Source organism: Microbacterium sp. NPDC097977 (assembly GCF_040302605.1).
Taxonomy (GTDB): domain Bacteria; phylum Actinomycetota; class Actinomycetes; order Actinomycetales; family Microbacteriaceae; genus Microbacterium.
The window spans coordinates 1-22,233 of record NZ_JBEOUR010000022.1; the positions used below are offsets into that span (position 1 = coordinate 1).

Annotated in this window: 19 protein-coding genes and 1 tRNA gene; 9 read left to right on the forward strand and 11 right to left on the reverse strand. The window is 68.6% G+C overall.

Going from position 1 to position 22,233, the window contains the following annotated elements; genetic code table 11:
• Together ABTZ43_RS07250 and ABTZ43_RS07255 are read left to right on the forward strand one after the other, a co-directional pair.
• On the forward strand, window positions 1–936 hold a 936-nt coding region (locus ABTZ43_RS07250; RefSeq protein ID WP_350538339.1), incomplete at its 5' end, for a COG1361 family protein.
• A gap of 5 nt (window positions 937–941) precedes the next feature.
• Complete coding sequence (locus tag ABTZ43_RS07255; protein ID WP_350538340.1) at window positions 942–1,169, forward strand: hypothetical protein; 228 nt, start codon at window positions 942–944, stop codon at window positions 1,167–1,169.
• A 168-nt stretch (window positions 1,170–1,337) separates the two neighbouring features.
• On the opposite strand, the gene aztA is transcribed toward ABTZ43_RS07255, so the two are convergent.
• Entirely contained in the window at window positions 1,338–1,994 is a 657-nt protein-coding gene (gene aztA, locus ABTZ43_RS07260; protein WP_350538341.1) for a zinc ABC transporter ATP-binding protein AztA, read from the reverse strand.
• Between the two features lie 55 nt (window positions 1,995–2,049).
• On the opposite strand from aztA, the gene aztB reads away from it, so the two are divergent.
• From aztB to aztD, 4 genes are all read left to right on the forward strand, one after another.
• Window positions 2,050–2,901 carry a zinc ABC transporter permease AztB gene (gene aztB, locus ABTZ43_RS07265; RefSeq protein WP_350538342.1) on the forward strand — a complete coding sequence of 284 codons (852 nt, stop codon included), beginning with the start codon at window positions 2,050–2,052 and terminating at the stop codon, window positions 2,899–2,901.
• An 82-nt stretch (window positions 2,902–2,983) separates the two neighbouring features.
• On the forward strand, window positions 2,984–4,207 hold the full coding sequence (locus tag ABTZ43_RS07270) for an ABC transporter (RefSeq protein WP_350538343.1): 1,224 nt from the start codon (window positions 2,984–2,986) through the stop codon (window positions 4,205–4,207).
• Window position 4,208: 1 nt separating this feature from the next.
• Window positions 4,209–5,129 carry a zinc ABC transporter substrate-binding protein AztC gene (gene aztC, locus ABTZ43_RS07275; protein WP_350538344.1) on the forward strand — a complete coding sequence of 307 codons (921 nt, stop codon included), beginning with the start codon at window positions 4,209–4,211 and terminating at the stop codon, window positions 5,127–5,129.
• 29 nt (window positions 5,130–5,158) lie between these two features.
• A complete protein-coding gene (aztD, locus tag ABTZ43_RS07280) occupies window positions 5,159–6,370 on the forward strand; it encodes a zinc metallochaperone AztD (protein WP_350538346.1) in 1,212 nt (403 codons plus the stop codon).
• A 76-nt stretch (window positions 6,371–6,446) separates the two neighbouring features.
• Here the strand turns inward: aztD and ABTZ43_RS07285 are convergent, their stop codons facing one another.
• Together ABTZ43_RS07285 and ABTZ43_RS07290 are read right to left on the reverse strand one after the other, a co-directional pair.
• Entirely contained in the window at window positions 6,447–6,971 is a 525-nt protein-coding gene (locus ABTZ43_RS07285) for a hypothetical protein (RefSeq protein WP_350538347.1), read from the reverse strand.
• Window positions 6,972–7,247: 276 nt separating this feature from the next.
• Window positions 7,248–7,922 (reverse strand): SDR family NAD(P)-dependent oxidoreductase, encoded by a 675-nt coding sequence (locus tag ABTZ43_RS07290; RefSeq protein WP_350538348.1) that lies wholly within the window; start codon window positions 7,920–7,922, stop codon window positions 7,248–7,250.
• A gap of 103 nt (window positions 7,923–8,025) precedes the next feature.
• On the opposite strand from ABTZ43_RS07290, the gene ABTZ43_RS07295 reads away from it, so the two are divergent.
• Window positions 8,026–8,610, forward strand: a complete 585-nt coding sequence (locus ABTZ43_RS07295; RefSeq protein ID WP_350538349.1) for a TetR/AcrR family transcriptional regulator — start codon at window positions 8,026–8,028, stop codon at window positions 8,608–8,610.
• 239 nt (window positions 8,611–8,849) lie between these two features.
• On the opposite strand, the gene ABTZ43_RS07300 is transcribed toward ABTZ43_RS07295, so the two are convergent.
• From ABTZ43_RS07300 to ABTZ43_RS07310, 3 genes are read right to left on the reverse strand one after another with little or no spacing between them, the layout of a single operon-like run.
• Window positions 8,850–11,297: a glycoside hydrolase family 2 TIM barrel-domain containing protein gene (locus ABTZ43_RS07300; protein ID WP_350538350.1), complete on the reverse strand. Its 2,448-nt coding sequence runs from the start codon at window positions 11,295–11,297 to the stop codon at window positions 8,850–8,852.
• Window positions 11,294–12,310 (reverse strand): Gfo/Idh/MocA family protein, encoded by a 1,017-nt coding sequence (locus tag ABTZ43_RS07305; RefSeq protein ID WP_253384405.1) that lies wholly within the window; start codon window positions 12,308–12,310, stop codon window positions 11,294–11,296. Before ABTZ43_RS07305 ends, ABTZ43_RS07300 begins: the two co-directional genes overlap by 4 nt.
• 5 nt (window positions 12,311–12,315) lie before the next feature.
• Window positions 12,316–13,806, reverse strand: a complete 1,491-nt coding sequence (locus ABTZ43_RS07310) for an MFS transporter (RefSeq protein ID WP_253384407.1) — start codon at window positions 13,804–13,806, stop codon at window positions 12,316–12,318.
• A gap of 125 nt (window positions 13,807–13,931) precedes the next feature.
• Between ABTZ43_RS07310 and ABTZ43_RS07315 the strand changes: the two genes are divergently transcribed.
• Window positions 13,932–14,957 carry a LacI family DNA-binding transcriptional regulator gene (locus tag ABTZ43_RS07315; protein ID WP_253384409.1) on the forward strand — a complete coding sequence of 342 codons (1,026 nt, stop codon included), beginning with the start codon at window positions 13,932–13,934 and terminating at the stop codon, window positions 14,955–14,957.
• Between the two features lie 74 nt (window positions 14,958–15,031).
• Here the strand turns inward: ABTZ43_RS07315 and ABTZ43_RS07320 are convergent.
• A tRNA-Ser gene (locus ABTZ43_RS07320) sits at window positions 15,032–15,122 on the reverse strand.
• Window positions 15,123–15,250: 128 nt separating this feature from the next.
• Here ABTZ43_RS07320 and ABTZ43_RS07325 point away from each other — a divergent pair.
• Window positions 15,251–16,027, forward strand: coding sequence for a hypothetical protein (locus ABTZ43_RS07325; RefSeq protein ID WP_149422296.1), 777 nt, complete (start codon window positions 15,251–15,253; stop codon window positions 16,025–16,027).
• 127 nt (window positions 16,028–16,154) lie between these two features.
• Here the strand turns inward: ABTZ43_RS07325 and cydC are convergent, their stop codons facing one another.
• The 4 genes from cydC to ABTZ43_RS07345 form a co-directional block, all read right to left on the reverse strand.
• Entirely contained in the window at window positions 16,155–17,843 is a 1,689-nt protein-coding gene (cydC, locus tag ABTZ43_RS07330) for a thiol reductant ABC exporter subunit CydC (protein ID WP_350538351.1), read from the reverse strand.
• Window positions 17,840–19,507: a thiol reductant ABC exporter subunit CydD gene (gene cydD / locus ABTZ43_RS07335; RefSeq protein WP_350538352.1), complete on the reverse strand. Its 1,668-nt coding sequence runs from the start codon at window positions 19,505–19,507 to the stop codon at window positions 17,840–17,842. Before cydD ends, cydC begins: the two co-directional genes overlap by 4 nt.
• 196 nt (window positions 19,508–19,703) lie before the next feature.
• A complete protein-coding gene (cydB, locus tag ABTZ43_RS07340; protein WP_350538353.1) occupies window positions 19,704–20,726 on the reverse strand; it encodes a cytochrome d ubiquinol oxidase subunit II in 1,023 nt (340 codons plus the stop codon).
• 14 nt (window positions 20,727–20,740) lie between these two features.
• Window positions 20,741–22,156, reverse strand: a complete 1,416-nt coding sequence (locus ABTZ43_RS07345) for a cytochrome ubiquinol oxidase subunit I (RefSeq protein WP_350538354.1) — start codon at window positions 22,154–22,156, stop codon at window positions 20,741–20,743.
• Between the last annotated feature and the right edge of the window lie 77 nt (window positions 22,157–22,233).

Consider the following 22,233-nt stretch of genomic DNA (forward strand, 5'->3'; position numbering starts at 1 on the left):
GCACTGTGCGGGCCTGCCTTCGGTGCCGCACCGTCGGCGACCGCCGCGGACGACGAGTCCGGCATCGGCATCGAGATCGTCGACGACGATGCGGCGACATCGAACGACCTCAGGGCCCGCTCCTACCTCGTCGACGACATCGCCCCCGGCGGCCACCTCGAGCGAACCGTCCGCGTCGTCAACGACTCCCGTGAAGACCGGCGAGTCCACGTCTACAGCGGGCCGGCCGAGATCCGCGACGGCGTCTTCGCCGTCCACGATCCCTCGGGACCCGACATCTCGGAGTGGATCGTGCCCAGAAAGGACACGCTCGATCTCCGAGCCGGCGAGAGCACGGAGATGACCGTCGCGATCGATGTCCCGAGGGACGCTCCGGAGAGCGAGTTCTACGGCGCGGTGTGGGCCGAGCTTCGCTCTCCCTCGTCGGACGGCTCTCTCACCATCGCCAACAGAGTGGGCGTCCGCGTGTACCTCTCGGTCGGTTCGGGCGCCGCGTCACCGCCGGACTTCACGATCTCGAACCTTCGGCTCGATACGAGCGCCGACACAGCCGAACTGCGCGCCGAGGTCGCCAACACCGGTTCGACGGCCGTCGATCTGACGGGGGCGGCGACCTTGACCTCGGTGGGTGGAGCCATGACCATCGGCCCCCTGCCGAGCGAGATGCTGACACTGGCGCCCGGGCAGGCAGGAACGGCGGTGTTCCGCATCCCGAACACCCCGACCGAGGGCACCTGGTCCGCGCAGGCGACGCTGACCAGCGGCATCGTCTCCAGAACCGCTCACGGCGACGTCGAGTCCCTTCCCGTCGCCGCACAGGCGACGACGGAGAAGACAGACGAGCCTCCGCTCCTCTGGATCCTGCTCATCGCCGGCGCGTTCATCGCCGCACTCATCCTCCTCCTCGTGCGTGCGCGCCTCCGGAGAAGGGAATGACGCTGATGGATGCCTCTGACACCGCGACGACGAATCCTCGCGAGCGGTTCCGACGAGCGAGCACACTGCGGGAGGCCGCAGAGAGACTGCTCGCCGCGTGCGACACGCCTGACGAACTTCCCGGGGCCGAGAACCTCGACCCCGAGAAGATGAGGAGGCTCGCTTCCCGCCTCCTGGGTCGTGCCGACGAGATCATCGCCGGGCTCGCGACCTCGCCGCGTCGCGACCCCTGAAGCCGGCCGGCTCCGAAGACACCCCCAGGTGGGTCAGCATCGACCCCTTCAGAGCTGTGCCCGCCGGAGACGACCCCCGAGAGATCTCCGGCGCGATCCGATCCGTCGGTCCCCCCAGCCGACGGATCGGATCGTATCCCCTCGAGCGGCGACGGCCATGGCCATCGGTCAGCCGCTCTGAGCAGTCCTACGCCCGTCGACCAATCGGATCATGTGCTCGGCGTCGCCGATCACGGCGGGGTCGTGCGACACGCACACGACGGCGGCGCCGCGTGCGGATTCCTCGCGGAGCACGAGGCGGATGCGCAGAGCGCTCGACGCGTCGAGGCCCGTCGTCGGCTCGTCGAGAAGGAGAAGATCGGCATCCCGCGCGAGTCCCTGGGCCAGCAACGCCCTCTGCTGCTGCCCGCCGGAGAGCGCGGCGAACGGCTCGCGGGCCAGCGAGCGGATGTCGAGGCGATCCATCGACCTCTCGACGAGCTCGCGCGCGGCGGCGTCCATGCGCCGCCACAGTCCGAGTCGACCCCACGCCCCGACGCTGACGACGTCTCTCACCGATACGGGAAGACCGGCGGGGATCGCGGCCCGCTGCGGCACGAACGCCACGGTGCCGCGCACCTCCCGGCCGCCCGAGGTCATCGCTCGCGTACCTCCGAGCACCTCGAGAAGCGTCGACTTGCCCGCACCGTTGGGCCCGGTGATCACGGTGACCGCGCCGCCGCGGATGCGGGCGTCGACACCCGCGAGGGCGGCGCGCTCGCCGAATGACACGTGCACGTCGGCGAGGGCCGCGGTCGCATCGTGAAGGAAGGTGTGGTCGGGCATGATCTCATCATATGAGTTTGATAATCATTCTCAAAAAGCTCTAGGCTCACTCAACGTGACCATTCATCCGGCCGGTGTACTCGACCCCTTCGCCCTCGACTTCTTGCAGCGCGGGATGCTCGGCGGCGCCCTGGTCGCGATCCTCTGCGCGGTCGTCGGCACCTGGGTGGTCATCCGCGGGATGGCGTTCCTCGGCGAGGCGCTGGCACACGGCATGCTCCCCGGCGTCGCTCTCGCCACGGTGCTCTCGCTGCCGGTGCTCGTCGGCGGGGCACTGAGCGCCATCGCGATGAGCCTCGGCATCGGAGCCCTCCAGCGGCGAGCGCGCCTGTCGTACGACACGAGCATCGGCCTGCTGTTCGTCTCGATGCTGGCCCTGGGCGTCATCGTCATCTCGCACTCCGGCAGCTTCGCCACGGATGCGACGGCGATCCTGTTCGGGGACATCCTCGCGATCAGCGGGACGGATCTGGTGTTGCTCGCAGCCGCCGCGACCGTCGGACTGATCGCCGCCGCCGCGCTCCACCGTTCGTTCGTGGCCCTGTCGCTCGACGCGCGGATCGCCGCGGTGCTGGGGCTGCGGCCGCAGGTTGCTCAGGCCGCGCTCGTCGGACTCGTGACCCTCGCCGTCGTCGCGTCGTACCAGGCCGTCGGCTCGATGCTCGTCGTCGGCCTGCTGCTCGCCCCGGCCGTCGCCGCAGGACACTGGACGACCCGCATCCCGACCCGCATGGCGCTGGCGGCGATCTTCGGCGTCGCGGCCGTCTTCCTCGGCCTGCTCGCGTCGTGGTACGCCGCGACGGCGGCCGGCGCCTCCGTCGCGGCATCCGCCATCCTGCTCGCCTGCCTCTCATGGGCGGCGCGCAGAGTCGTCGACTCCCTCTCCTCACGCGCGCGACGCGCCTGAGCCGCCGCCACGACCGTCCCCAGACGCCCGCACACCCCGACACCCACACACCCGACACCGACACCCGACAGGAAGGGACCTCGTGCGCTCTCGCCTCGCCCTCATTGCCCTCGCGGGCGCCCTCACCGTCTCCTTGTCCGCCTGCGCCGCGGGCTCCGCCGACCCGGCCGCGACGGCATCGTCCGATGGCGGCCACGGCGCCGTCGCCGGAGCGGAGGAGGTGGCCGAACCCCAGCTCGGGTTGACCTCGATCGATCCCGACGGGGCCGTGACCCACCTCGACCTCCTCGATGAGAGCGTCACGGACATCGGCGAGATCTCCGCGCCGAGCGCACTGACGACCGATGGCCGCTACCTGTTCGCTCAGACGAACGACGGTGTCGAGATCGTCGACAGCGGCGTGTGGACCTGGGATCACGTCGATCACTTCCACTACTACCGCGCTGATCCCGCCGTGCTCGGCTCGGTGTCCGGCGAAGGCACGGCCGCGGTCGCGACGACCAACCTGTCGACGACCGGCGGCACCGGGATCTCGTTCGCCGACTCCGGCGACGCCGTGCTGCTCGACACCCAGGCGCTGTCGAAGGGCGAGATCAGCGAGCTCTTCCGCATCGAACGCGAGCCGCACGAGGGGCTCGTCGTGCCGGTCGGCTCGTTCGCCCTGGTCACCGAGGCATCCGCCGGCATCGGCACAAGCGTGCGCGGGTACACGGCCGCGGGTGAGCCGACCGGTCTCGAGGAGCCCTGCACAGACCCCGCCGGCACCATCACGACACGGGTCGGCGCGGTGATCGGATGCCAGGACGGCGCACTGCTCGCGCATGTCGACGGCGATGGACTGCAGGTGGAGCGCATCCCGTACCCGGCCGGGACGACCGCGCCTCCCGCCGAGTCCTTCGACAACCGTGAAGGACGTCCCACCGTCGCCGGCTTCGCGGGATCCGAGGGGATCTGGCTCCTCGACACGCGCGCGAGGTCGTGGACGCTGCTCCCCTCCCCTGCTCCGCTCGTGCAGGTGACCGCGGTCGACGACGAAGACGGCACTCTGCTCGCGCTCGCCCAGGACGGACGTGTGCTCGTGCTCGATGACGAGAGCGGAGCGGTGATCGCCGAGACCGCACCGCTCGTCGCCGAGTCCCTCGCCACAGGCAACGCTCCGGTGCTGATCGCCGATCAGCACCGCGCCTACCTGAGCGCGCCGAGTGAACACCGCCTGTTCGAGATCGACTACGCGGATGCCGCGCGCATCGCCCGCACCTTCGACACCGACACCGCACCGGCGTTCGTCGCCGAGACAGGACGATGACATGCACCCCGCACGCCTCTTCACGATCGCCGCGCTCAGCGCCCTCGCCGCCCTCGTCGCGACCGGACTCGCCGCCTGCTCGACCCCGGACGACCCGCGCCCGACCATCGTGGTCTCGACGAACATCCTCGGCGACGTCGTCGGAGAACTGGTCGGCGACCAGGCGCAGGTCGTGACACTCATGAAGCCCGATGCCGACCCGCACTCGTTCGAGATCTCGGCGCAGGAGGCCGCGACGCTGCGGAACGCGGACCTGCTGGTGTCGAACGGCCTCGGCCTCGAAGAGGGTCTGCAGCAGCACCTCGACGCGGCCGACGGGGTGCCCGCGTTCGTGGCCGGCGACGCCATCGAGGTGCTCGACTACCGCGAGGGCGATGCCGCGGGGATGCCGGATTCGCACTTCTGGACCGACCCCGCGCGCATGATCGACGTCGTCGATGCCCTCGAACCCGTGCTCGCAGAGCTCGAGGGCATCGATGGCGAGGCCCTCGACGCGACGGTCGACGACTATCGCTCGCAGCTCAGGGCGCTGGATGCGGAGATGACCGAGGCGTTCGCGACGATCCCCCACGAGCGGCGCGCGCTGGTCACCAACCACCATGTGTTCGGCTACCTCGCCGAGCGCTTCGACTTCGAGATCGTCGGCGCGGTGATCCCTGGTGGCACGACGCTCGCCGCCCCCTCGGCATCCGATCTCGCCGACCTCGTCGACGCGATCGACGAGACCGGCGTGCCCGCGATCTTCGCGGAGTCGTCGTCTCCCGACCGGCTGGTGCAGGCGCTCGCGAGCGAGGCCGACGTGCAGGTCGAGGTCATCGAGCTCTTCACCGAATCCCTCACCGGCCCCGACGGGGGCGCCCCCGACTACCTGACCATGATGCGCATCAACACCGAGCGCATCACCACCGGTCTCACCCCCTGAGACCTCACCACAGAGAAAGAGGAATGCACATGCGAACCTCCCCCCTTCGTCGCGCGCTGATCGGCGTCGCGGCGCTTGGCGCCGTCGTCACGCTGGCGTCGTGCGCCGCCGGCGGCTCGACCACACCGGCATCCACCCCCGACGGCAGCGGAACCGACGCACAGTCGGGTCCCCGCGTCGCGGTCGCCTACGAGGGCGGCATCCTCGTGCTCGACGGCGAGACCCTCGACACCCTCGCGGACTTCGACTCCGAGCCGTTTACGCGTCTCAACGCCGCCGGCGACGACCGGCACGTCATGGTCACGATGAGCGAGGGCTTCCAGGTGCTCGACACCGCAGCGGGATCCACCGATGACCCCGCACTGACCGACACGATCTTCGAGGCCGACACCCCCGGCCACGTCGTGCGGCACGCCGGCAAGACCGTGCTCTACGCCGACGGCACGAGCGACACGACGATCGTCGACACCGCCGACCTGTCGAGCACCGACGGACTGCCCGAGGTCGAGACCGTCGAGGGTGTCGAGGCGCACCACGGTGTCTCGGTCGTGCTCGAAGACGGCACCTTCCTGACCACCGTCGGCAACGCCGACGGTCGCAACGGCATCGTCGCGAAGGATGCCGACGGCACCGAGATCGCCTCGTCCGACCAGTGCCCGGGAGTGCACGGCGAGGGCACCGCGAAGGACGAGGCCGTCGTCTTCGGCTGCGAGAACGGCGCGCTGATCTACCACGACGGCGAGATCACCAAGGTGAACGCCCCCGACCAGCCGTACGGACGCATGGGCAATGCGTACGTCAGCGAGACCAGCCCCCTCATCGTCGGCGATTACAAGAACGACATCGACGCCGAGGGCTACCTGCTCAGCGCCGTGACCCTGATCGACACCGAGGCCAAGACGCTCGAGGTCGTCGATCTGCCCGAGGGCGTCGAGTACACGTTCCGCGACATCGTCCGCGGACCGGGTGACCTCGCCTACATCCTCAGCAGTGACGGGGCGATCCACGTGCTCGACCCGGCATCGGGCGAGATCACCGACAGCTTCCCCGTCGTCGAGGCGTGGGAGGGTCCGGCCGAATGGCAGGACGCCCACCCCGCCATCGTCGTCGCCGGAGACATCGCGTACGTCACCGAGCCCGCGGCGAACAGCGTGCACGCCGTCGATCTGACCACGGGCGAGGTGCTCGCCAGCACCGAGCTCGACGTGACGCCGAACGAGATCGCCCCGGCAGCAGGCTGATCCGCTGCGGCTCGCAGGACGAGGGGATGCCGGGGCTTTCGCGCCCGGCATCCCCTCGCCAGTACACCTGCCGTGGTCAGTGGACGGATAGTTCGACGACGAGCACTGCTATGCCGAGCAGGGCGACAGACGCGAGGACGATCAGCTTCAACCACAGTGTGGCGCGGACCCGGAAGATGGCGATGAGCGTGATCACGACGAGTGTCGCGACGAGCACGATCGCGGTGAGCCGCAGGGCACTGCTCAAGGGCAGTTGACCGAAGGCACTGAATCCCAGAATGATCATGGGGGCGACGATCACCCCGAGTGAGCCGAAGCTGACGAAGAGCATGCGTCTGATCTCGACGCCGGTCGGAAGCGCCGCCCGCGTCACCATCGAAGCGGTGAGGTCGGCGACGAACACTGCGAGCAGCGTTCCCAGCACGGTGAGGGCAAGCGTGCTGGCCGCACCCCCGACCGTCTGATGTTCGACATCGCGCGCGGATGCGACGGTGACGACGAGAGCGGTGAAGGTGACGTAGATGCGCTCCTTCAGCGCCTCGGAGCGATGGCTGCCGGCTTCACTCCTGCCCGGGCCGGGCGCTCGGCGGTCGGATCCCATCGCTCACCGCCTGTCGATCATCAGTGCCAGTACATCTGTCGGAGTGCTCATGGGACCGATCGTCCCATGAGTAGCGCGTCGATACGCCGACGTTTTCGACGACCACGAGCTCGGTCACTGCGGGGCGTCCTGGCAGAGCCGCGCTCAGCAAGCGAACGAGATCGCCCCGGCAGCAGACTGATCCACCGCTGGTCGCAGCAAGAGGGGATGCCGGGAGCATTCGCCCCAGGCATCCCCTCGGTTGCTGCTACTTCTGCAGCCGTCGAGACCGGTGCATCACGCCGCAGGGTAGGGGTGTTCAGCGCCGTCTCGACGGGTGTAGATGTCCCAGTAGTGCTCGGCGATGGTGTCGGCCTGACTCTCGGGGCCAGCGGCACCGATCCAGGTGGAGATCGGCACGTGCGCCGCGTAGACACCGGTGCCGGCGGTGACCTGGTTCAGTTTCATCACATAGGCGCGCAGCGCGGCGGTGGCGATGGCGATGTTGCCGAACTCGGGCGGCCCGGCGAGCGGGTTCTTCGAGGATCCGCCCGTGGTGAAGAGGAGGGTTCCCGAGTCGCGTCCGATCATGTCGGGCAGGACCTGCTGCGCTGCGGCGAGACCGCCGTAGAGGTAGTAGTCCAGTTCGGACTGGACGTTCTCCACCGTCGCATCCAGCGGAGCGACCATGGCTTCCGGGGACATTCCGGGCGAGGGCGAGAACTCCAGCACGTCGACACGGCCGTACCGTTCGTCGATGCGGGCGAACGCCGCGGCCAGGGACGGCCTGTCCGTGATGTCGGCCGCGAAGCCGGCGGCGTCGATGCCTTCCTCGCCGAGTTCTGCGGCGAGGCGGTCGAGTGTGTCTTGGGTGCGGGACACGAGAGCGACGGAGAAGCCGTGGCGGCCGAACACTGTGGCGATGGAGAGGCCCAGTCCGGGGCCGGCACCGACGATGGCGATGGTGGGCATAAGAGCATTCCTTTCGAGCGAGACCAGATTAAGTGGAATCTTGGCTCCGGATGATCATCGCACAAACGGAGTGAGATTTCCACTTAACCGGTAGACTGCTGGCATGCCCGCCCCGACCGAGAAGACGAGGCCCCTGCGCCTCGACGCGGAGCGCAACCGTGCAGCGATCCTCACTGCGGCGGCGACGGTGTACGCCGAGCGAGGTTCTCATACGTCGTTGGAAGAGGTCGCCAAGTTGGCCGGCGTCGGAGTCGGCACGGTGTACCGCCGCTTTCCGAACAAGGGGCTGTTGATCGAGGCGCTTCTCGAGGCCACCATGCGCGACTATGCGGAACGCATCGAAGCGTTCGCTGTGCAGGCCGAGACCGAGCCGTGGGAAGCGTTCCGGGGGCACGTGATGTCACTCGTGCACATGCAGGCGAACGACCGGGCATTCAGCGAGGTGATCGCGGATCCCACATCGAGCTCGGACGCCTTCCGCGATCATCACGACCGGGCACTTCGCGCATCACTCGCGCTCACCGAACGGGCGCAGAGCACCGGCGTCCTCCGCGATGATTTTCACCACCGCGACCTGCTGATCCTCACTCGCGCCAGCCACGGCATCGTGGCTGCGGGAGACCCCGACGGTATCGGCGACCCCGTGCGCCTCGCAGAACTGTTCCTCGACGGGCTCCGTCGCCACTGACCCGCGCGCGCGTGCCGCTGCCCGCCGGACGACTCTCGTCCAGCAGATGCAGGATCGTCTCGACTCCGGCACCCGGCTCTGACGCCAGCGGTAGGAGGTTGGCGTATCGGGGTACGCGTTCCACGGGAGCATCTCAAAAGTTGAGATCGCGGCCTCCTCGACGGCTTCGTTCACGGGCGGCTCCGGGACCGCGCGCCTGCGCAGGCGCGCGGTTCCTCACTGCCGAGGGCGACTCGGTCTCACGACCTGGCTGCGGCGCGCAGGGGATCCACTTCATCGAGCATGACGGTCGCCGACGCGATCACGTCGCCCGCGGAGACGGTCACGCTCACGGTCCCGTGACCGGTGCGTCGGACGACGGCCAGCGCCAATCCGTCGAACGTCTGATGCTCGGGCCCGTCGTAGCCATGCGTCGGAGCCGGATCCCCGCTTCCCACTGCCGCGAGCACGGCGTCGCCGTCGACGCGAACCTCGATGAGCCGATCTGCGCCGGTGTTGACCCGTCCGTCCGCGTCGACGACAGCGATCTCGATGAAGACCAGTTCTCCCGACGGGCCGTCCTCCACCGTCGTCTCGAGGCGGCTGGCATCGCCGGCGCTGGAGAGGGAGAACGTCTCGGCGCGCGCGCCCTGGCGAATCGCCGTGGCGGTCAGCTCGCCCGGGCGGTAGGCGACGGTGAACTCTGCCGTGAAACGGTTGTCGGCACCTGCGGCGACCGTGCCGATCACGTCTCCGTCGAGAGCGAGCTCGACCTCTTCCGCATCGCTGTATACCTCGACCGCGAGCGGTGTTCCCTCGTGGCCGGTCCAGGTCCAGCTGCCGATGCTGTCGCTCCAGGTCCAGGGCCCCGCGTAGAACGTCGTGTCCTCATGACCGGGCCGGGACACGGCGATGTAGGGGCTCTTGCGGAGCCCGAAGACGATCTCCCGGTAGAACGAGGCCGGGCGGCGGCCGCCGATCAGATCCAGGTCGCCGCACCAGGCGGCGATCCAGGGGTACGGCCCGCTGAGGCTCGGCGTCTCGCCTTCTGAGAGGTGGTGGGCGCGGCCGATCCCCACCTCTCCGAGATAGTCGAAGCCGGTCCAGGTGAAGTCGCCGATGACGTGCGCGTTCTCGGTGACGAGGGCCCAGTTGTGGTCGATGCGCGTGGGGAACGTCTCGGTACCGACGATCACGCGGTGGGGGAACAGCTCCTTGTCCATCACGTAGCGGCCGTCGAGGTAGTTCATACCGGCGATGTCGAGCACGCCGAAGGACTCGGCGGTCTTTTCCGTGACCATCGGTGACATGCCGATCTGGTTCATGAACTCCCCCGGGCCGGCCATGAGCGTGTTGATCCCCGCGGCGTCGCCGTCGCCCTGCCCGTGCTGCGCGGCCAGCTTCTTGATGTCGTCCATCACGGCGAGCATCCCGTTCACCGCATTCGTGACGTACCGCGTCGGGTCGAGTACGCGCACCTTCTCGGCGAGCGCTCGGCCCATGATCCCGCCGGCAGGCGAGCCGGTCTCGGGAATCTCGTTGCCGATCGAGTACACGATCACGGACGGATGGTTGAAGTCCTTCGTCACCATCGCTTCGACGTCGCGCTCCCACCACTCCGTGAAGTGGAGCGAGTAGTCGTGGGGCATCTTGTTCGAGGTCCACATGTCGAAGGTCTCGTCCATCACGTACACGCCCAACCGGTCGCACGCCTCGAGCATGGCGACGCTCATCGGGTTGTGCGAGGAGCGGATCGCATTGAATCCGGCGTCTTTGAGCAGACGCACCCGGCGTTCCTCGGCGTCGGCGAACGTCGCCGCCCCGAGGATCCCGTTGTCATGGTGGACGCAGGCACCACGGAGCTTCACGACCTCACCGTTCACGCGCAGTCCATGCACGGGGTCGACCTGGAGCGTGCGGATGCCGAAGACCGCCGACGCGTCGTCGATGGTCGCTCCGGCGACGGTCAACTCCACCGCCGCGGAGTAGAGAGTGGGGTTCTCGGCGCTCCACAGTCGCGGTGATCGGACGTAGAGCCGCTGCCGACTGCGGGACCGTCCGTTCGCGTCGACGGTCACCGGGACGGTGCCGCGTGCCACGGTTGCTCCTGCGGTGTCGGTGAGGGCGACGGCCACGTCGACCGTCTCGAGACGATTGCTCGTGCTCGCCACGACCACGTCGACCTCCACCACGGCACCATCCGGTTCGATGTCGGCCGCGCTGACCCGGACTCCGTCGACCGGGATGTGGACGGCCGGTCCGACGTGCAGCCAGACGTCGCGGTAGATGCCTGCTCCGGTGTACCACCGGGAGTCTCCCCCGTGCCGTGATTCGACCTCGATGAGGTTCTCCTCCCCGGGGCGGAGGAAACGGTCGGCGTCGATGGTGAACCCCGAGTAGCCGTATGGACGCTGACCTGCGAAGGCGCCGTTGATGTGCACGGTCGCGTCGCGGTAGACGCCCTCGAACTCGAGGACGATCCGCTGGCCGGCGAGGTCGGCCAGAGGGGTGAACGTCCTGCGGTACTGATACGCGCCGCCGGGGAAGTAGGCGACGGCGCCTTCTCCGTCGGGATCGCGCTGCTCGTGGATCAGCGCATCATGCGGGAGGGTGACGTCGGCGTACGGGATGCTGACGCCGCCGAGCTCGGCGAACGGGTTCTGCTTCGGTCGGAACTGCCAGCCATCGTTGAATGCCGTGCGTTTCATCGGGTCTCCTTCGGTCGTGCGGTGGGGCTGCTCAGGGATTCGCGGACGGCGTCGAGCACCTCGAGGGCGGCGATGCTGTCTGCGAGGGGGTGGGTGGGGTGTTCAGTCCGGTGCGCGGCGATCGCGACGGTGACCGCTTCGAGCATCGGCACGTACCCGTTGCCTCGGCGGTCGTGGTGGGTCCGGCGCCGCTCGGTCAGGGCACGGGCGATCGGTCCTGCCTGCGTGGTGAATTCTTCCGCGGCCCAGAACGGCGCAGGCACCGACATCCACCCGTCGGATCCGCTGACGGATGCCGTCGGCTCGATGTACTCGATCATCGATGCGCTCAGCTGCGCGAATCGCCCATCGTCGTACTCGAAGGTGGCGTGCGCGGTGAGGTCGACGCCGTCGCCCCGGAGGCGACCGGTGGCGTGTATCCGCGCGGGCCGCCCGAGCACATCGACTGCGAGGGTGATCGGATAGATGCCCTGGTCGAGCAGCGTGCTGCTGGCGCCCTCCGCGGTCCAGCGAGCGGAGTCGGCCCGCCCGAACGGCAGCCCGAACGAGGCGCGCACGCTCCTGACCTCGCCGATCGCCCCTTCACGCGCGGCCCTGACCAGGTCGCGGTATGCGGGGTTGAACCGCATCCACATGGCCTCCATCGCGAACCGCCCACTCGCTGCCGCAGCACTCGCGATCTGCCGACCCTGTTCCGCACTCACCGCCATCGGCTTCTCGATGAGCACGTGCTTACCCGCTTCCAGAGCAGCGATCGCGATCGCCGCGTGCGTGGAGTGCGGGGTGGCGATGTAGACCGCGTCGACCGACGGGTCATCGAGCAACGCGGACACACTGCCGTGGGCGACAGCGAACCCCTTGTCCACCGCGAACGCACGGGCCCGGTCCGGGTTCCGGGAGCACACCGCCTGGCGGCGTGCTCCCGGAGTGAGGCGGAGGTCGTCCGCGATGGACTGGGAGATGAATCCGGTGCCGACGACCGCCCAGTTCACCTCTGTGTGTCGAGTGGTCACAGCGCTCAGTCGTTCGACGCGGATTCCGCCGCAACCCGTCTGGCGGCGAGGTCGCGCTGGATCTGGGAGAGATTCTTGTCGATGTTGAGGAACCAGATGATCACGCCCATGAGCACCGTGACGATGAGCGGAAGCCAGAGGTAGAGGAAGATCTCCATGCTGACCGCACTCGCCAGCTGGGTCGTGGCCTGGCCGTCGTAGCTGCCTGCCGCCAGCAGCCATCCGACGAGCGCGACACCGAGCCCGGCTCCGAAGTTCTGCCCGGCGGTCGCGGCGGCGTACGTCATGCCGTCGAGTCGGTAGCCGCTCTTCCACTCGCCGTAGTCGACAACGTCGGCGACGAGGGCGAAGAGACCGGCCGCGGCAGGTATGCCTCCGACGGAGCGGACGAGTCCGCCGGCGATCACGAGGGTGAGGTTGCTCGGGTCGATGAGCGAGATGAGGATGCCCACGACCGTGACGATGACGCCGACCAGGATGAGCGTGCGCTTGCCGAAGCGGGCGATGAGCGCGGGCATGAACCACAGGCCGATGATCAGGGGGAGGAGCTGGACGAGCCCGAGGAAGCTGTAGATGTTCGGGTCGCCGAGAACGTCCTTGGCGAAGTAGATGCCGACCCCCGCCGTGCCCGAGAGCAGGAAGTTGAGCAGGAAGAAGCCGAACGCGAGGAAGAAGTAGGGGTTGCCGAAGAGGATGCGCAGGGACTTTCCGAGCGGGAGCTTGTTCCCGTCATCCTGCTTCATCGTCGACTTGACTCTCTCCTTGGTGCCGAAGAACACGATGAGGAACGTGACGGCCGCGATGATGCCGTAGACGACCGAGATCATGGTCCAGCCGGCCTGGCCCCCGCCGTTCGCGGTGACGACCGGGATCGTGACGAAGTTCACGACCAACGTGGTGACCAGGGCGAAGAACGTGCGGATCACAGTGAGGGAGACCCGCATCTTCGAGTTGCTCGTGATCACCGAGAGCAGCGTGTGGTACGCCAGGTTCGACCCGACGAAGCCGACGCCGAGGCAGAGGAAGTACATGGCGAAGGCATAGAACTCCTTGGCCCCCTCGCCGAGCCCTGCGGGCACGTTGAAGAGCAGGATGAACGAGATCACCACGACCGGAGTCGAGAACAGGATCCAGGGGCGCGCCTTCCCCCAGCGAGTGGAGGTGCGGTCGATGAACGTGCCGAGGATGAGATCCATCGTGCCGTCGAGCACGCGACCGAAGAGCAGCAGGGTTCCGGCGATCGCTGCGCCGATCCCGACCGTGTCGGTGAAGTAGAAGAGCAGGAATGCGGAGATCGGCGCGAAGATCAGGTTGCCGCCGATGTCTCCGACGCCGTACGCGAGCCGTTCACGGACCTTCAGCTTCTGACCGCTCGGGTCGCCGATCGTCTCGCCGACCGCGACGGCGGCGAGTGATGCCGTCACCGATTCCTCTGCGCTCGCAGCTACGGCGGCGCGCTGTTGCTCCGCCGAGGTCCGGGTCGAATCCTTCGCCATGCTGACTCCTTCGTCATGAATGGGACCGGTCACGGTGACCGGTGGTGTCACGTGTCAGTGACACGCGTCACCACGGTAGATTGCCAAAGTGTCACGTGTCAATAGCGATGTGCGAGACTGGGGTCATGACGGCGGACGCACGGCCTGCTCGACGAGCCACGAGCAAAGACGTGGCCGCGAGTGCCGGAGTGTCCCGTTCGACCGTGAGCCAGATCCTCAACGGAGACGAGCGGTTCCCCACAGAGACCCGCGACCGGGTACGGGCCGCCGCGGAAGCTCTGAACTACCGCCCGTCACGGGCGGGGCGTGCTCTCGTCACCGGCCTCAGCGACATCGTCGTGGTCGTCGTCCCCCACGCGACCTTCGGGTCTCACCTGCAGGACTCCGTCGATCGAATCACGGGCGCCAGTGCGACCGCCGGCATGAGCGTCGTCGTGCGATTCGCCAAGATGCAGGACGAGACGACTCTCACCTCCGTACTCGATCTGCGGCCGACGGCCGTCGTCGACTTCGGCGTGTTCACCCCGCAGCAGCGCGAGCGGATCACGGCATCCGGGACTTTCGTCGTCCCCCGACGTGCGTACGTCGCGGAAGGCGCCGACGCCGATCCCGATCCGATCGACATCGAGATCGGGCGGCTTCAGGTGCGCGAGCTGCTCCGGAACGGCCCTCGTCGCCTGGTCTACGCGGCGCTCGAGGACAAGCGCTTGGACCCGTTCGGGCCTCCGCGTCTCGAGGGCATCCGACGCGAAGCACAGGAGCGCGGTCTTGACGCGCCACTCACCCCGCGCATCCCGCTCGACCTCCAGGGCGCCACGAAGTCACTGAAAGAGGTACGCGAGCAGGCAGGCGCTGCTCCTCTCGGCATCTGCGCCTACAACGACGACGTGGCGATCGCGGTCGTCGCCGCGAGTCGCGGGCTCGGGCTGCGGGTCCCCGAAGATGTCGCCGTCATCGGCGTCGACGGGACGGCTGTCGGCCAACTCGTCAGCCCGCGGCTCAGCACGGTGGCCATCGATCAGCCTCTGCTCATGGATGCGCTCGTGCAGGACCTGGCCACCCTGTCTACGCGCCGTGCCGATGCGGACGACCCGCAAGACGAGCTCGACCTCCGTCGTGTGCTGGAGCTCGTTCGTGGAGAAACGACGTAGTAGTACGCCTGCGCTAGCTCGTCGAGAGGCCCACCCCGGATACGGAAAAACCCCCGATTTCTCGGGGGTTTCCATGGCGGTGACGGTGGGATTTGAACCCACGGTAGGGGGTTACCCTACACAACTTTTCGAGAGTTGCACCTTCGGCCGCTCGGACACGTCACCGCGGACTAGCTTACGACAAGCCGCGCCACGGCGCGAATCGGAGCGTGGGGTTATCTCCGGCACGGCCCCGGGACCGAAAGCGACCGCCGGATTAGGATGGCCTAAGTGACGCGACGGAGGGACGAACCATGGGTTTCATCACATCGGAGGCGCTGGCCGAGACCGGGTACGTGGTGCTCGACGACCACGACCAGGCGTCCGACCCCGCCGAGTGGCTCGACCTCACCTACATCGGCTGGCGCTCGTCGGGCGTGACGCGCTTCGCCCCTCTGGCGAGCTACGCGGGCGAGATCGAGTGCAACGGCTTCTGGAACCAGACCCCGCCCCGCAGCGACAAAGACGGCGTCTGGGTCGAGTCGCAGGTCGCGATCGCTCCCACCCTGCAGCGCCGCGCACTCGAGCCCGGCGCGGGAGTGGGTCGCTGCCGGGTCATCGAACTGCAGCCCAACGAGTATGCGGATGCCGTCTACAACCTGCATCAGGACGACAACAACCGGCTGAACGAAGAGGGCACCGGCTGGGTCGTGCGGGGGTACTACAACCTCTCCGACGACACCGACTCGCTGCTGCTGCTGCGCTCTGACCGCTTCGATCCGGCGACCGAGATCCGTCTGCCGCTGCGCCAGGGGTCGCGGATCATCGTCGACACCCAGCGTTTCTGGCATGCCGTGTGGCACCGGGGCACGGCGCCGCGGTTCGCGCTGATCACCTCGTGGACATCGGGTCCCGAACTCGACGCCTACATCGCCGCGAACCATGGCGACCCGCATCCCCCGACCGTCGACCTCGACCCGCGCCTCGTCGATGACGCACAGGTCGAACTGCACCGGCGCATCGAGGAGCGCCGCCGCGTCTTCGAAGCCCAGGGCATCGTCATGGAGCCCCGCGCCGACCTCAGCGTCTGACGGGCACCACCGCTCTTCGTCTGCACCCCGTTCGTTGAGCGAGCGCAGCGAGACGAAACGCGCCCTCCCTCGACGACCAGATCTGCACCCCGTTCGTTGAGCGAGCGCAGCGAGACGAAACGCGCCCCTACACCGAAATGGTGCGACCGTCCTCGAGTCGCACGACACGATCGACCGTCCCGCGCGGCGGCTCGACATGCGAGATGAGCAGCACCGACTGCTCCCCCGCCGCCTGCAGCAGATCGTTCAGCAGCGCATCGGAGGCATCGGGATCGACACCCGCCGTCGGCTCGTCGAGAACGAGCACCGGGAATCCGCGCAGCAGCGCCCTCGCGAGCGCGATCCGCTGCGCCTGACCACCCGACACCAGACCGCCGCGGTCGCCGACCCGAGCGTCCAGGCCGCCGCGCTCGCGCACCCAGGCGCCAAGGCCCACGCGGTCCAGCACAGCCAGCAGCTCCTCGTCGGTCGCTGTGTCGCGGGCGAACAGCAGATTCTGGCGGATGTCCTCGTCGAACAGCTGCGGCGTCTGCTCACACAGGCCGATCGTCCGACGCAGTGCCGGGCCCGACATCCTGGACGCATCCATGCCGCCGACGGAATACTCGCCGTCGACCCGCAGAAAGCCGACCAGCGCCGCCGCCAGAGAACTCTTGCCCGCCCCGCTCGCTCCGGCGACCAGCACCCGCTCCCCCGGCTGCAGATCGAGATCGACGCCCCGCAGCGCCGGCGATCCTCCGGGCCACCAGGCGCGCACGTCCCGCAGCCGCAGGGCCGGGACTCCAGAGATCTCGACGTCCTCACCGTCGTCGGATCGCAGCTCGGCCGGCGCCTCGGACGGCAGCACGTCGACGATCCGCTCCGCACTGGAGCGCACACTGCGCCACGACGCGGCAGCGATCGGCACCGCGCCGAACACCTCGAACACGACCATCGGAACCAGCACCGCGACGGCGAGCCACGGCCCGTCGATCGCCCCGGTCGCGAGCCCGGGAGCGGCGACGGCGAGGGCCCAGACCGACGCCGCACCCGCGACGGCAGAGACGACCCCGGCAGCGATCGCCTGCGCGAGCGAGGCCGTGCCGACGGCGCGGCGGAGCTCGGCATCCGCCTGCGCGACCCGTTCCCGTGCCTGGGCCTCGGCCCCGTAAGCCAGCAGCACGTCGAGCGCGCCGAAGTAGTCGGTCAGTGCGGCCGACAGGTCGCCGCGACGACGCGAGACCGCCGCCTCGGCCCGCGAACCGAAGAGCCAGCCGAGACCGACGGCCGCGGTGGCCGCGATCACCAGGCAGGCGAGAAGCGTCAATGCCGCGGGCACCGACACGAACAGGAGGAACACGACCGCCCCCGACGCGACGAGGCCCGCGACCGCGAGCGGCTGCACCACCCGCAGCGGCAGGTTCTGCAGGTTCTCCACGTCGTCGACGAGCGCGGACTGCACGCGTCCGTGATCGGTGCGCCCGAGACCCGCCGGCGACAGCGGCGTGAGGCGCCGCACCATGTCGGCGCGCGTCGACGCGAGCTGACGCAGCGCCGCATCGTGTCCGCTCAACCGTTCGAGGTAGCGCGTCACCGCCCGCGAGACGGCGAAGAAGCGCACACCGACGACGGCGATCGAGAGAGGGACGAGCGAGTCCACGATCGAGGCGCTGACGATCAGCCAGCCGCTCACCGCGAGCAGGCTGACCGCGGCACCGGCCGAGAGGAACCCCCAGATCAGGCCGGGCAGGAACCGGCGGACGGGCGGCTGCGCCAGACGCAGGATGCCGCGCACGCGGCCCTCCACGCTCGATCCCTGAGCCTGTCGAGCGGTCATACGCACACCCCCAGGGTGACGACGCGATCGGCGATGTCCCTCGCCGAGCGGCGGTGCGAGATGAGGATGACCGTGGCTCCGGCATCCGCCCGGGCGCGCAGCGACGCCCACAGCCGCGCCTCGGTCTCGGGATCCAGCGCACTGGAGGGCTCGTCGAGAGCCAGCAGGGAGTGCGGGTGACGCCCCTGTCGATACAGGGCGCGTGCGACGGCGACGCGCTGCGCCTGCCCACCCGAGAGGCCGCTGCCCTGCACGCCCAGCTCGAATGCCGGGTCGAGCTCGTTCGCGCAGGCGTCGTCGAGCGCGCGGCGGATGCCGTCGGCATCCGGAGCGGCGTCACCCAGCGCCACGTTCTCCGCGATCGTGCCGCGGCTGAGCTGGGGCCGCTGTCCGCTCCAGGCCAGCCGGTCCGCGGGGGCGAGGCTGCGCACGTCGACGCCGGCGACCGTGGCGGCCCCCTCGAACTCGGTCGCACCGCGCAGAGCGGCGAGCAGACTCGACTTGCCCGCACCGCTCGGCCCCTCGATCAGGGTGACGGTCCCGGGGGTCGCGGTGAACGAGACGGGCGCAAGGTCGCGCACCCGGAGGCCTGAGACGACCAGGTCTCCCCCGGCCACCGTTCGCGATTCAGCATGAAGATCTCCGGTGCCGGACTCACGGCCACCGGCACGCGGTTCCCCGACATCTCGTGCTGAATCGTGAACGCCGCCCGCCTGAGCCCCTGCCGCGTCGAGCACCTCGAACACGTCCTCGGTGGCCGCGACGCCCTCCGCAGCTGCGTGGAACTGCACGCCCACCTGGCGGATCGGCAGGAACGTCTCGGGCGCGAGCAGCAGCACGAACAGACCGACCTCGAGCGACAGATCGCCCGACAGCAGGCGGAACCCGACGGCCACCGCGATCAACGCCACGGCCAGCGAGGCGAGCAGCTCCATCGCGAACCCCGACAGAAACGAGAACCGCAGCACCTTCATCGTCTCGCGACGGTACTCGTCGGCCGTGGTCTCGATCTGGGCGGCGGCACGGCGTTCGCGGCCGAACAGCCGCAGCGTCGACAGCCCCTGCACGGTGTCGGCGAAGCGGGCGGCGAGGCGCTGCAGCGTCTGCCACTGCGTGCGCTGCACGGTGCGGGTGGCGATGCCGATCAGGATCAGGAAGAGCGGGATCAGCGGCAGGGTGATGAGCGCGGTCAGACCGCTCGGCCAGTCCTGCCACCACATCACCGCGAGCAGCACCGGTGTCGCGATGACCGTGAGCACCAGCTGCGGGATGTAGCGGGCGAAGTACGCGTCGAGCGCCTCGAGCCCGTGTCCCGCGGTGACGGCGAGACCGGCCTGGTTGCGCTGCGCGAGCCATCCGGGTCCGAGACGGCCGACGGCGGCGATGAGGGCGGCGCGTAGCTGCATCCCGGTCTTCGCCGCCGCGCGCGTGCCGGCGGCATCCGACGCCGCGATGAGCACTCCGCGCAGGGCGGCGAGCGCGAGCAGCCAGAGCAGCGACGCCATCACGTCGCGTCCGGCGAGCGCGCCGATGACGGCATCGGTCAGCATCCACGCGAACGCGATGGTGACCGCGGTCTGGGCGAGGCTGATCACCCCGGACAGCAGCAGGAAACCCCGTGCGGCGCTCGCATACCGGAGCAGGCGGATGTCGACCGGCTTCATTGGACAGCGCGTTTCGTCTCGGGCGCGCTGCGCACGGCCTCGCTCAACGACCGGGTGACGGGCACACTGCGCGCGGCCTCGCTCAACGACCGGGTCTCGGGCACGCTTCGCGCGGCCTCGCCCAACGACCGAGTCTCCTGTGCACTGCGCACGGCCTCGCTCAACGACCGGGTGAACGCGGCCTCATACAACCGATTCACGCGTGCGCCGGAGCCCCCTCGATCGAGCTGCGGGTGACCCGCTTGCGGAAGATCCAGTAGGTCCACGTCTGGTACGCCAGCACGAGCGGCAGGGCGATCAGGGCGGTCCAGCTCATGATGGTCAGCGTATACGGCGTGCTCGACGCGTTCTCGATCGTGAGGCTGAAGGCCGGATCGATCGTCGACGGCATCACGTAGGGGAACAGCGCCGCGAACAGCATCACGACAGCGGATGCCACGGTCACCGCACCCGCGGTGAAGGCGCGTCCGTCGCGGCCGCGCAGCGAGAACACGACCGAGCCGATCAGCGCGAGCGCGGCGACGAGCCCGCATCCGATCACCATCAGCATGAGCGGTGCGTCACGCTCCCCGGCGATGCCGATCGTCCACAGCACGGTGCCTGCCGCCGCCAGCACCGTCGGGCCCGCCGCGAGCTTCACGAGGCGTCGAGCATCCGCGTGCACCTGCCCGTCGGTCTTGAGCGCGACGAACAGCACGCCGTGCAGGAAGAACAGCAGCAGGGTCGTGACTCCGACAAGCAGCGCATACGGGTTCAGCAGCGCGAAGAACCCGCCCACGTAGATGTGGTTCGCATCGATCGCCACGCCCTGCACGATGTTGCCGAAGGCGACGCCCCAGAGCAGCGCGGGCACGGCCGAGCCGATCACGATCATCCGATCGAAGCCGGCCTTCCACCGCGCGCTCTCGCGCTGGTGCCGGTACTCGAACGACACCCCGCGCAGGATCAGCGCGAGCAGGATCAGCAGCAGCGGCAGGTAGAACCCGCTGAACAGCGTCGCGTACCACTCGGGGAACGAGGCGAACAGGCATGCGCCGGCCACGATGACCCAGGTCTCGTTGAGATCCCAGATCGGGCCGATCGTGTTGATGACCTGGCGCCGCGAGACGTCGTTCTTGCCGAGGAACGGCAGCGACATGCCCACGCCGAAGTCGAACCCGTCGAGCACGAAGTAGCCGACGAAGAGGAAGGCGACGATCCAGAACCACATGTATTCCATGACTGTTCCCTCTCTCAGTACACGACCGACGGCAGCTGGGCCGTCTCCTCGTGGGGCTGCTCTTCGGTGTCGGGGCCCTTCTGGGCCGCGCGGATGATGAGACGGATCTCGACCACGGCGAGCGCCGCGTAGATCGCGGTGAAGGCGATCAGCGAGATGAGCACCTCGACGCCGCTGACTCCGGGCGAGACGCCGTCCTGGGTGGTCATGAGGCCGAACACGATCCAGGGCTGTCTGCCCATCTCGGTGAAGACCCAGCCCATGATGTTGGCGACGAGCGCCAGCGGGAACGACCAGATCGCGAGCTTCCACATCCAGGGAGCCGGCGGGTTCTTGGCGCCCTTGCGGGTGACCCAGAGTCCGACGACGGCGACGAGCGCTGCGGCCATGCCCAGGCCGATCATCCAGCGGAAGGCCCAGTAGGTGACCCAGAGGATCGGGGCGAACTCGGTCAGACCGGTGTCGGCGAAGGTGCTGGCGTACTCGGCGTTCAGATCGTTGATGCCGTGCACGCAGGCGTCGAACGTGTGGGTGGACAGGAGCGACAGCAGGTACGGCACGCGGATGGAGAACAGCTCGGAGCTGCCGTCGGGCGTGCCGAGAGTGAAGAGGCTGAAGGAGGCATCCGGTCCGCACACCGTGTTGAACGTCGCCTCCGCCGCGGCCATCTTCATGGGCTGCGCGGCGTACATCGCGAGACCCAGCTGGTCGCCGGTCAGCACGACGCCCGCGGTGGAGAAGATCATCGCCCAGAGTCCGAACTTCAGCGAGATGCGCATCGTGTCGAAGTGCTGACCCCGTGCCAGGTGCCAGGCCGAGACGGAGATCACGACACCGGCTGCGAACATCAGCGCACCGAAGATCGTGTGCGGGAAGGCCGCGAGGGCGACGGGGTTCGTCAGCAGCGCCCAGAAGTCGACCAGCTCGGCGCGGTTGGTCACGGGGTTGTACTCGTAGCCGACCGGGTTCTGCATGAACGCATTGGCGGCGATGATGAAGTACGCCGACAGGATGCTGCCGATCGAGACGCACCAGATGGTGGCCAGGTGCAGCTTCTGCGGAAGTTTGTCCCACCCGAAGATCCACAGCCCGATGAACGTCGCCTCGAAGAAGAAGGCCAGCAGTCCCTCGAAGGCGAGCGGGGCGCCGAACACATCACCGACGAAGCGGGAGTAGTCCGACCAGTTCATGCCGAACTGGAACTCCTGCACGATGCCCGTGACCACACCCATGGCGAAGTTGATCAGGAAGATCTTGCCGAAGAACCGCGTGAGGTGCAGGTACTGCACCTTGCCGGTGCGCACCCACGCGGTCTGGAAGATCGCGGCGACGAGCGCCATGCCGATCGTGAGCGGCACGAACAGGTAGTGGTAGACGGTGGTGAGTCCGAACTGCCATCGGGACAGGACCAGCGGGTCGAGCCATTCCATGAGCCACTCCTTCTTCGTGCCCTGGTGCCACGCTAATGACGGGCCTGCCGCCTCTCTGGGGCTGCCGGCCGTGAATA

Excerpts from the sequence above, each read along its gene's own strand:
- ABTZ43_RS07255 (WP_350538340.1), top strand. The coding sequence starts at position 942 with ATGGATGCCTCTGACACCGCGACGACGAATCCTCGCGAGCGGTTCCGA.
- aztA (WP_350538341.1), bottom strand. The coding sequence starts at position 1,994 with ATGCCCGACCACACCTTCCTTCACGATGCGACCGCGGCCCTCGCCGAC.
- aztC (WP_350538344.1), top strand. The coding sequence starts at position 4,209 with ATGCACCCCGCACGCCTCTTCACGATCGCCGCGCTCAGCGCCCTCGCC.
- aztD (WP_350538346.1), top strand. The coding sequence starts at position 5,159 with ATGCGAACCTCCCCCCTTCGTCGCGCGCTGATCGGCGTCGCGGCGCTT.
- ABTZ43_RS07285 (WP_350538347.1), bottom strand. The coding sequence starts at position 6,971 with ATGGGATCCGACCGCCGAGCGCCCGGCCCGGGCAGGAGTGAAGCCGGC.
- ABTZ43_RS07290 (WP_350538348.1), bottom strand. The coding sequence starts at position 7,922 with ATGCCCACCATCGCCATCGTCGGTGCCGGCCCCGGACTGGGCCTCTCC.
- ABTZ43_RS07295 (WP_350538349.1), top strand. The coding sequence starts at position 8,026 with ATGCCCGCCCCGACCGAGAAGACGAGGCCCCTGCGCCTCGACGCGGAG.
- ABTZ43_RS07300 (WP_350538350.1), bottom strand. The coding sequence starts at position 11,297 with ATGAAACGCACGGCATTCAACGATGGCTGGCAGTTCCGACCGAAGCAG.
- ABTZ43_RS07310 (WP_253384407.1), bottom strand. The coding sequence starts at position 13,806 with ATGGCGAAGGATTCGACCCGGACCTCGGCGGAGCAACAGCGCGCCGCC.
- ABTZ43_RS07315 (WP_253384409.1), top strand. The coding sequence starts at position 13,932 with ATGACGGCGGACGCACGGCCTGCTCGACGAGCCACGAGCAAAGACGTG.
- ABTZ43_RS07325 (WP_149422296.1), top strand. The coding sequence starts at position 15,251 with ATGGGTTTCATCACATCGGAGGCGCTGGCCGAGACCGGGTACGTGGTG.
- cydC (WP_350538351.1), bottom strand. The coding sequence starts at position 17,843 with ATGACCGCTCGACAGGCTCAGGGATCGAGCGTGGAGGGCCGCGTGCGC.
- cydD (WP_350538352.1), bottom strand. The coding sequence starts at position 19,507 with ATGAAGCCGGTCGACATCCGCCTGCTCCGGTATGCGAGCGCCGCACGG.
- cydB (WP_350538353.1), bottom strand. The coding sequence starts at position 20,726 with ATGGAATACATGTGGTTCTGGATCGTCGCCTTCCTCTTCGTCGGCTAC.
- ABTZ43_RS07345 (WP_350538354.1), bottom strand. The coding sequence starts at position 22,156 with ATGGAATGGCTCGACCCGCTGGTCCTGTCCCGATGGCAGTTCGGACTC.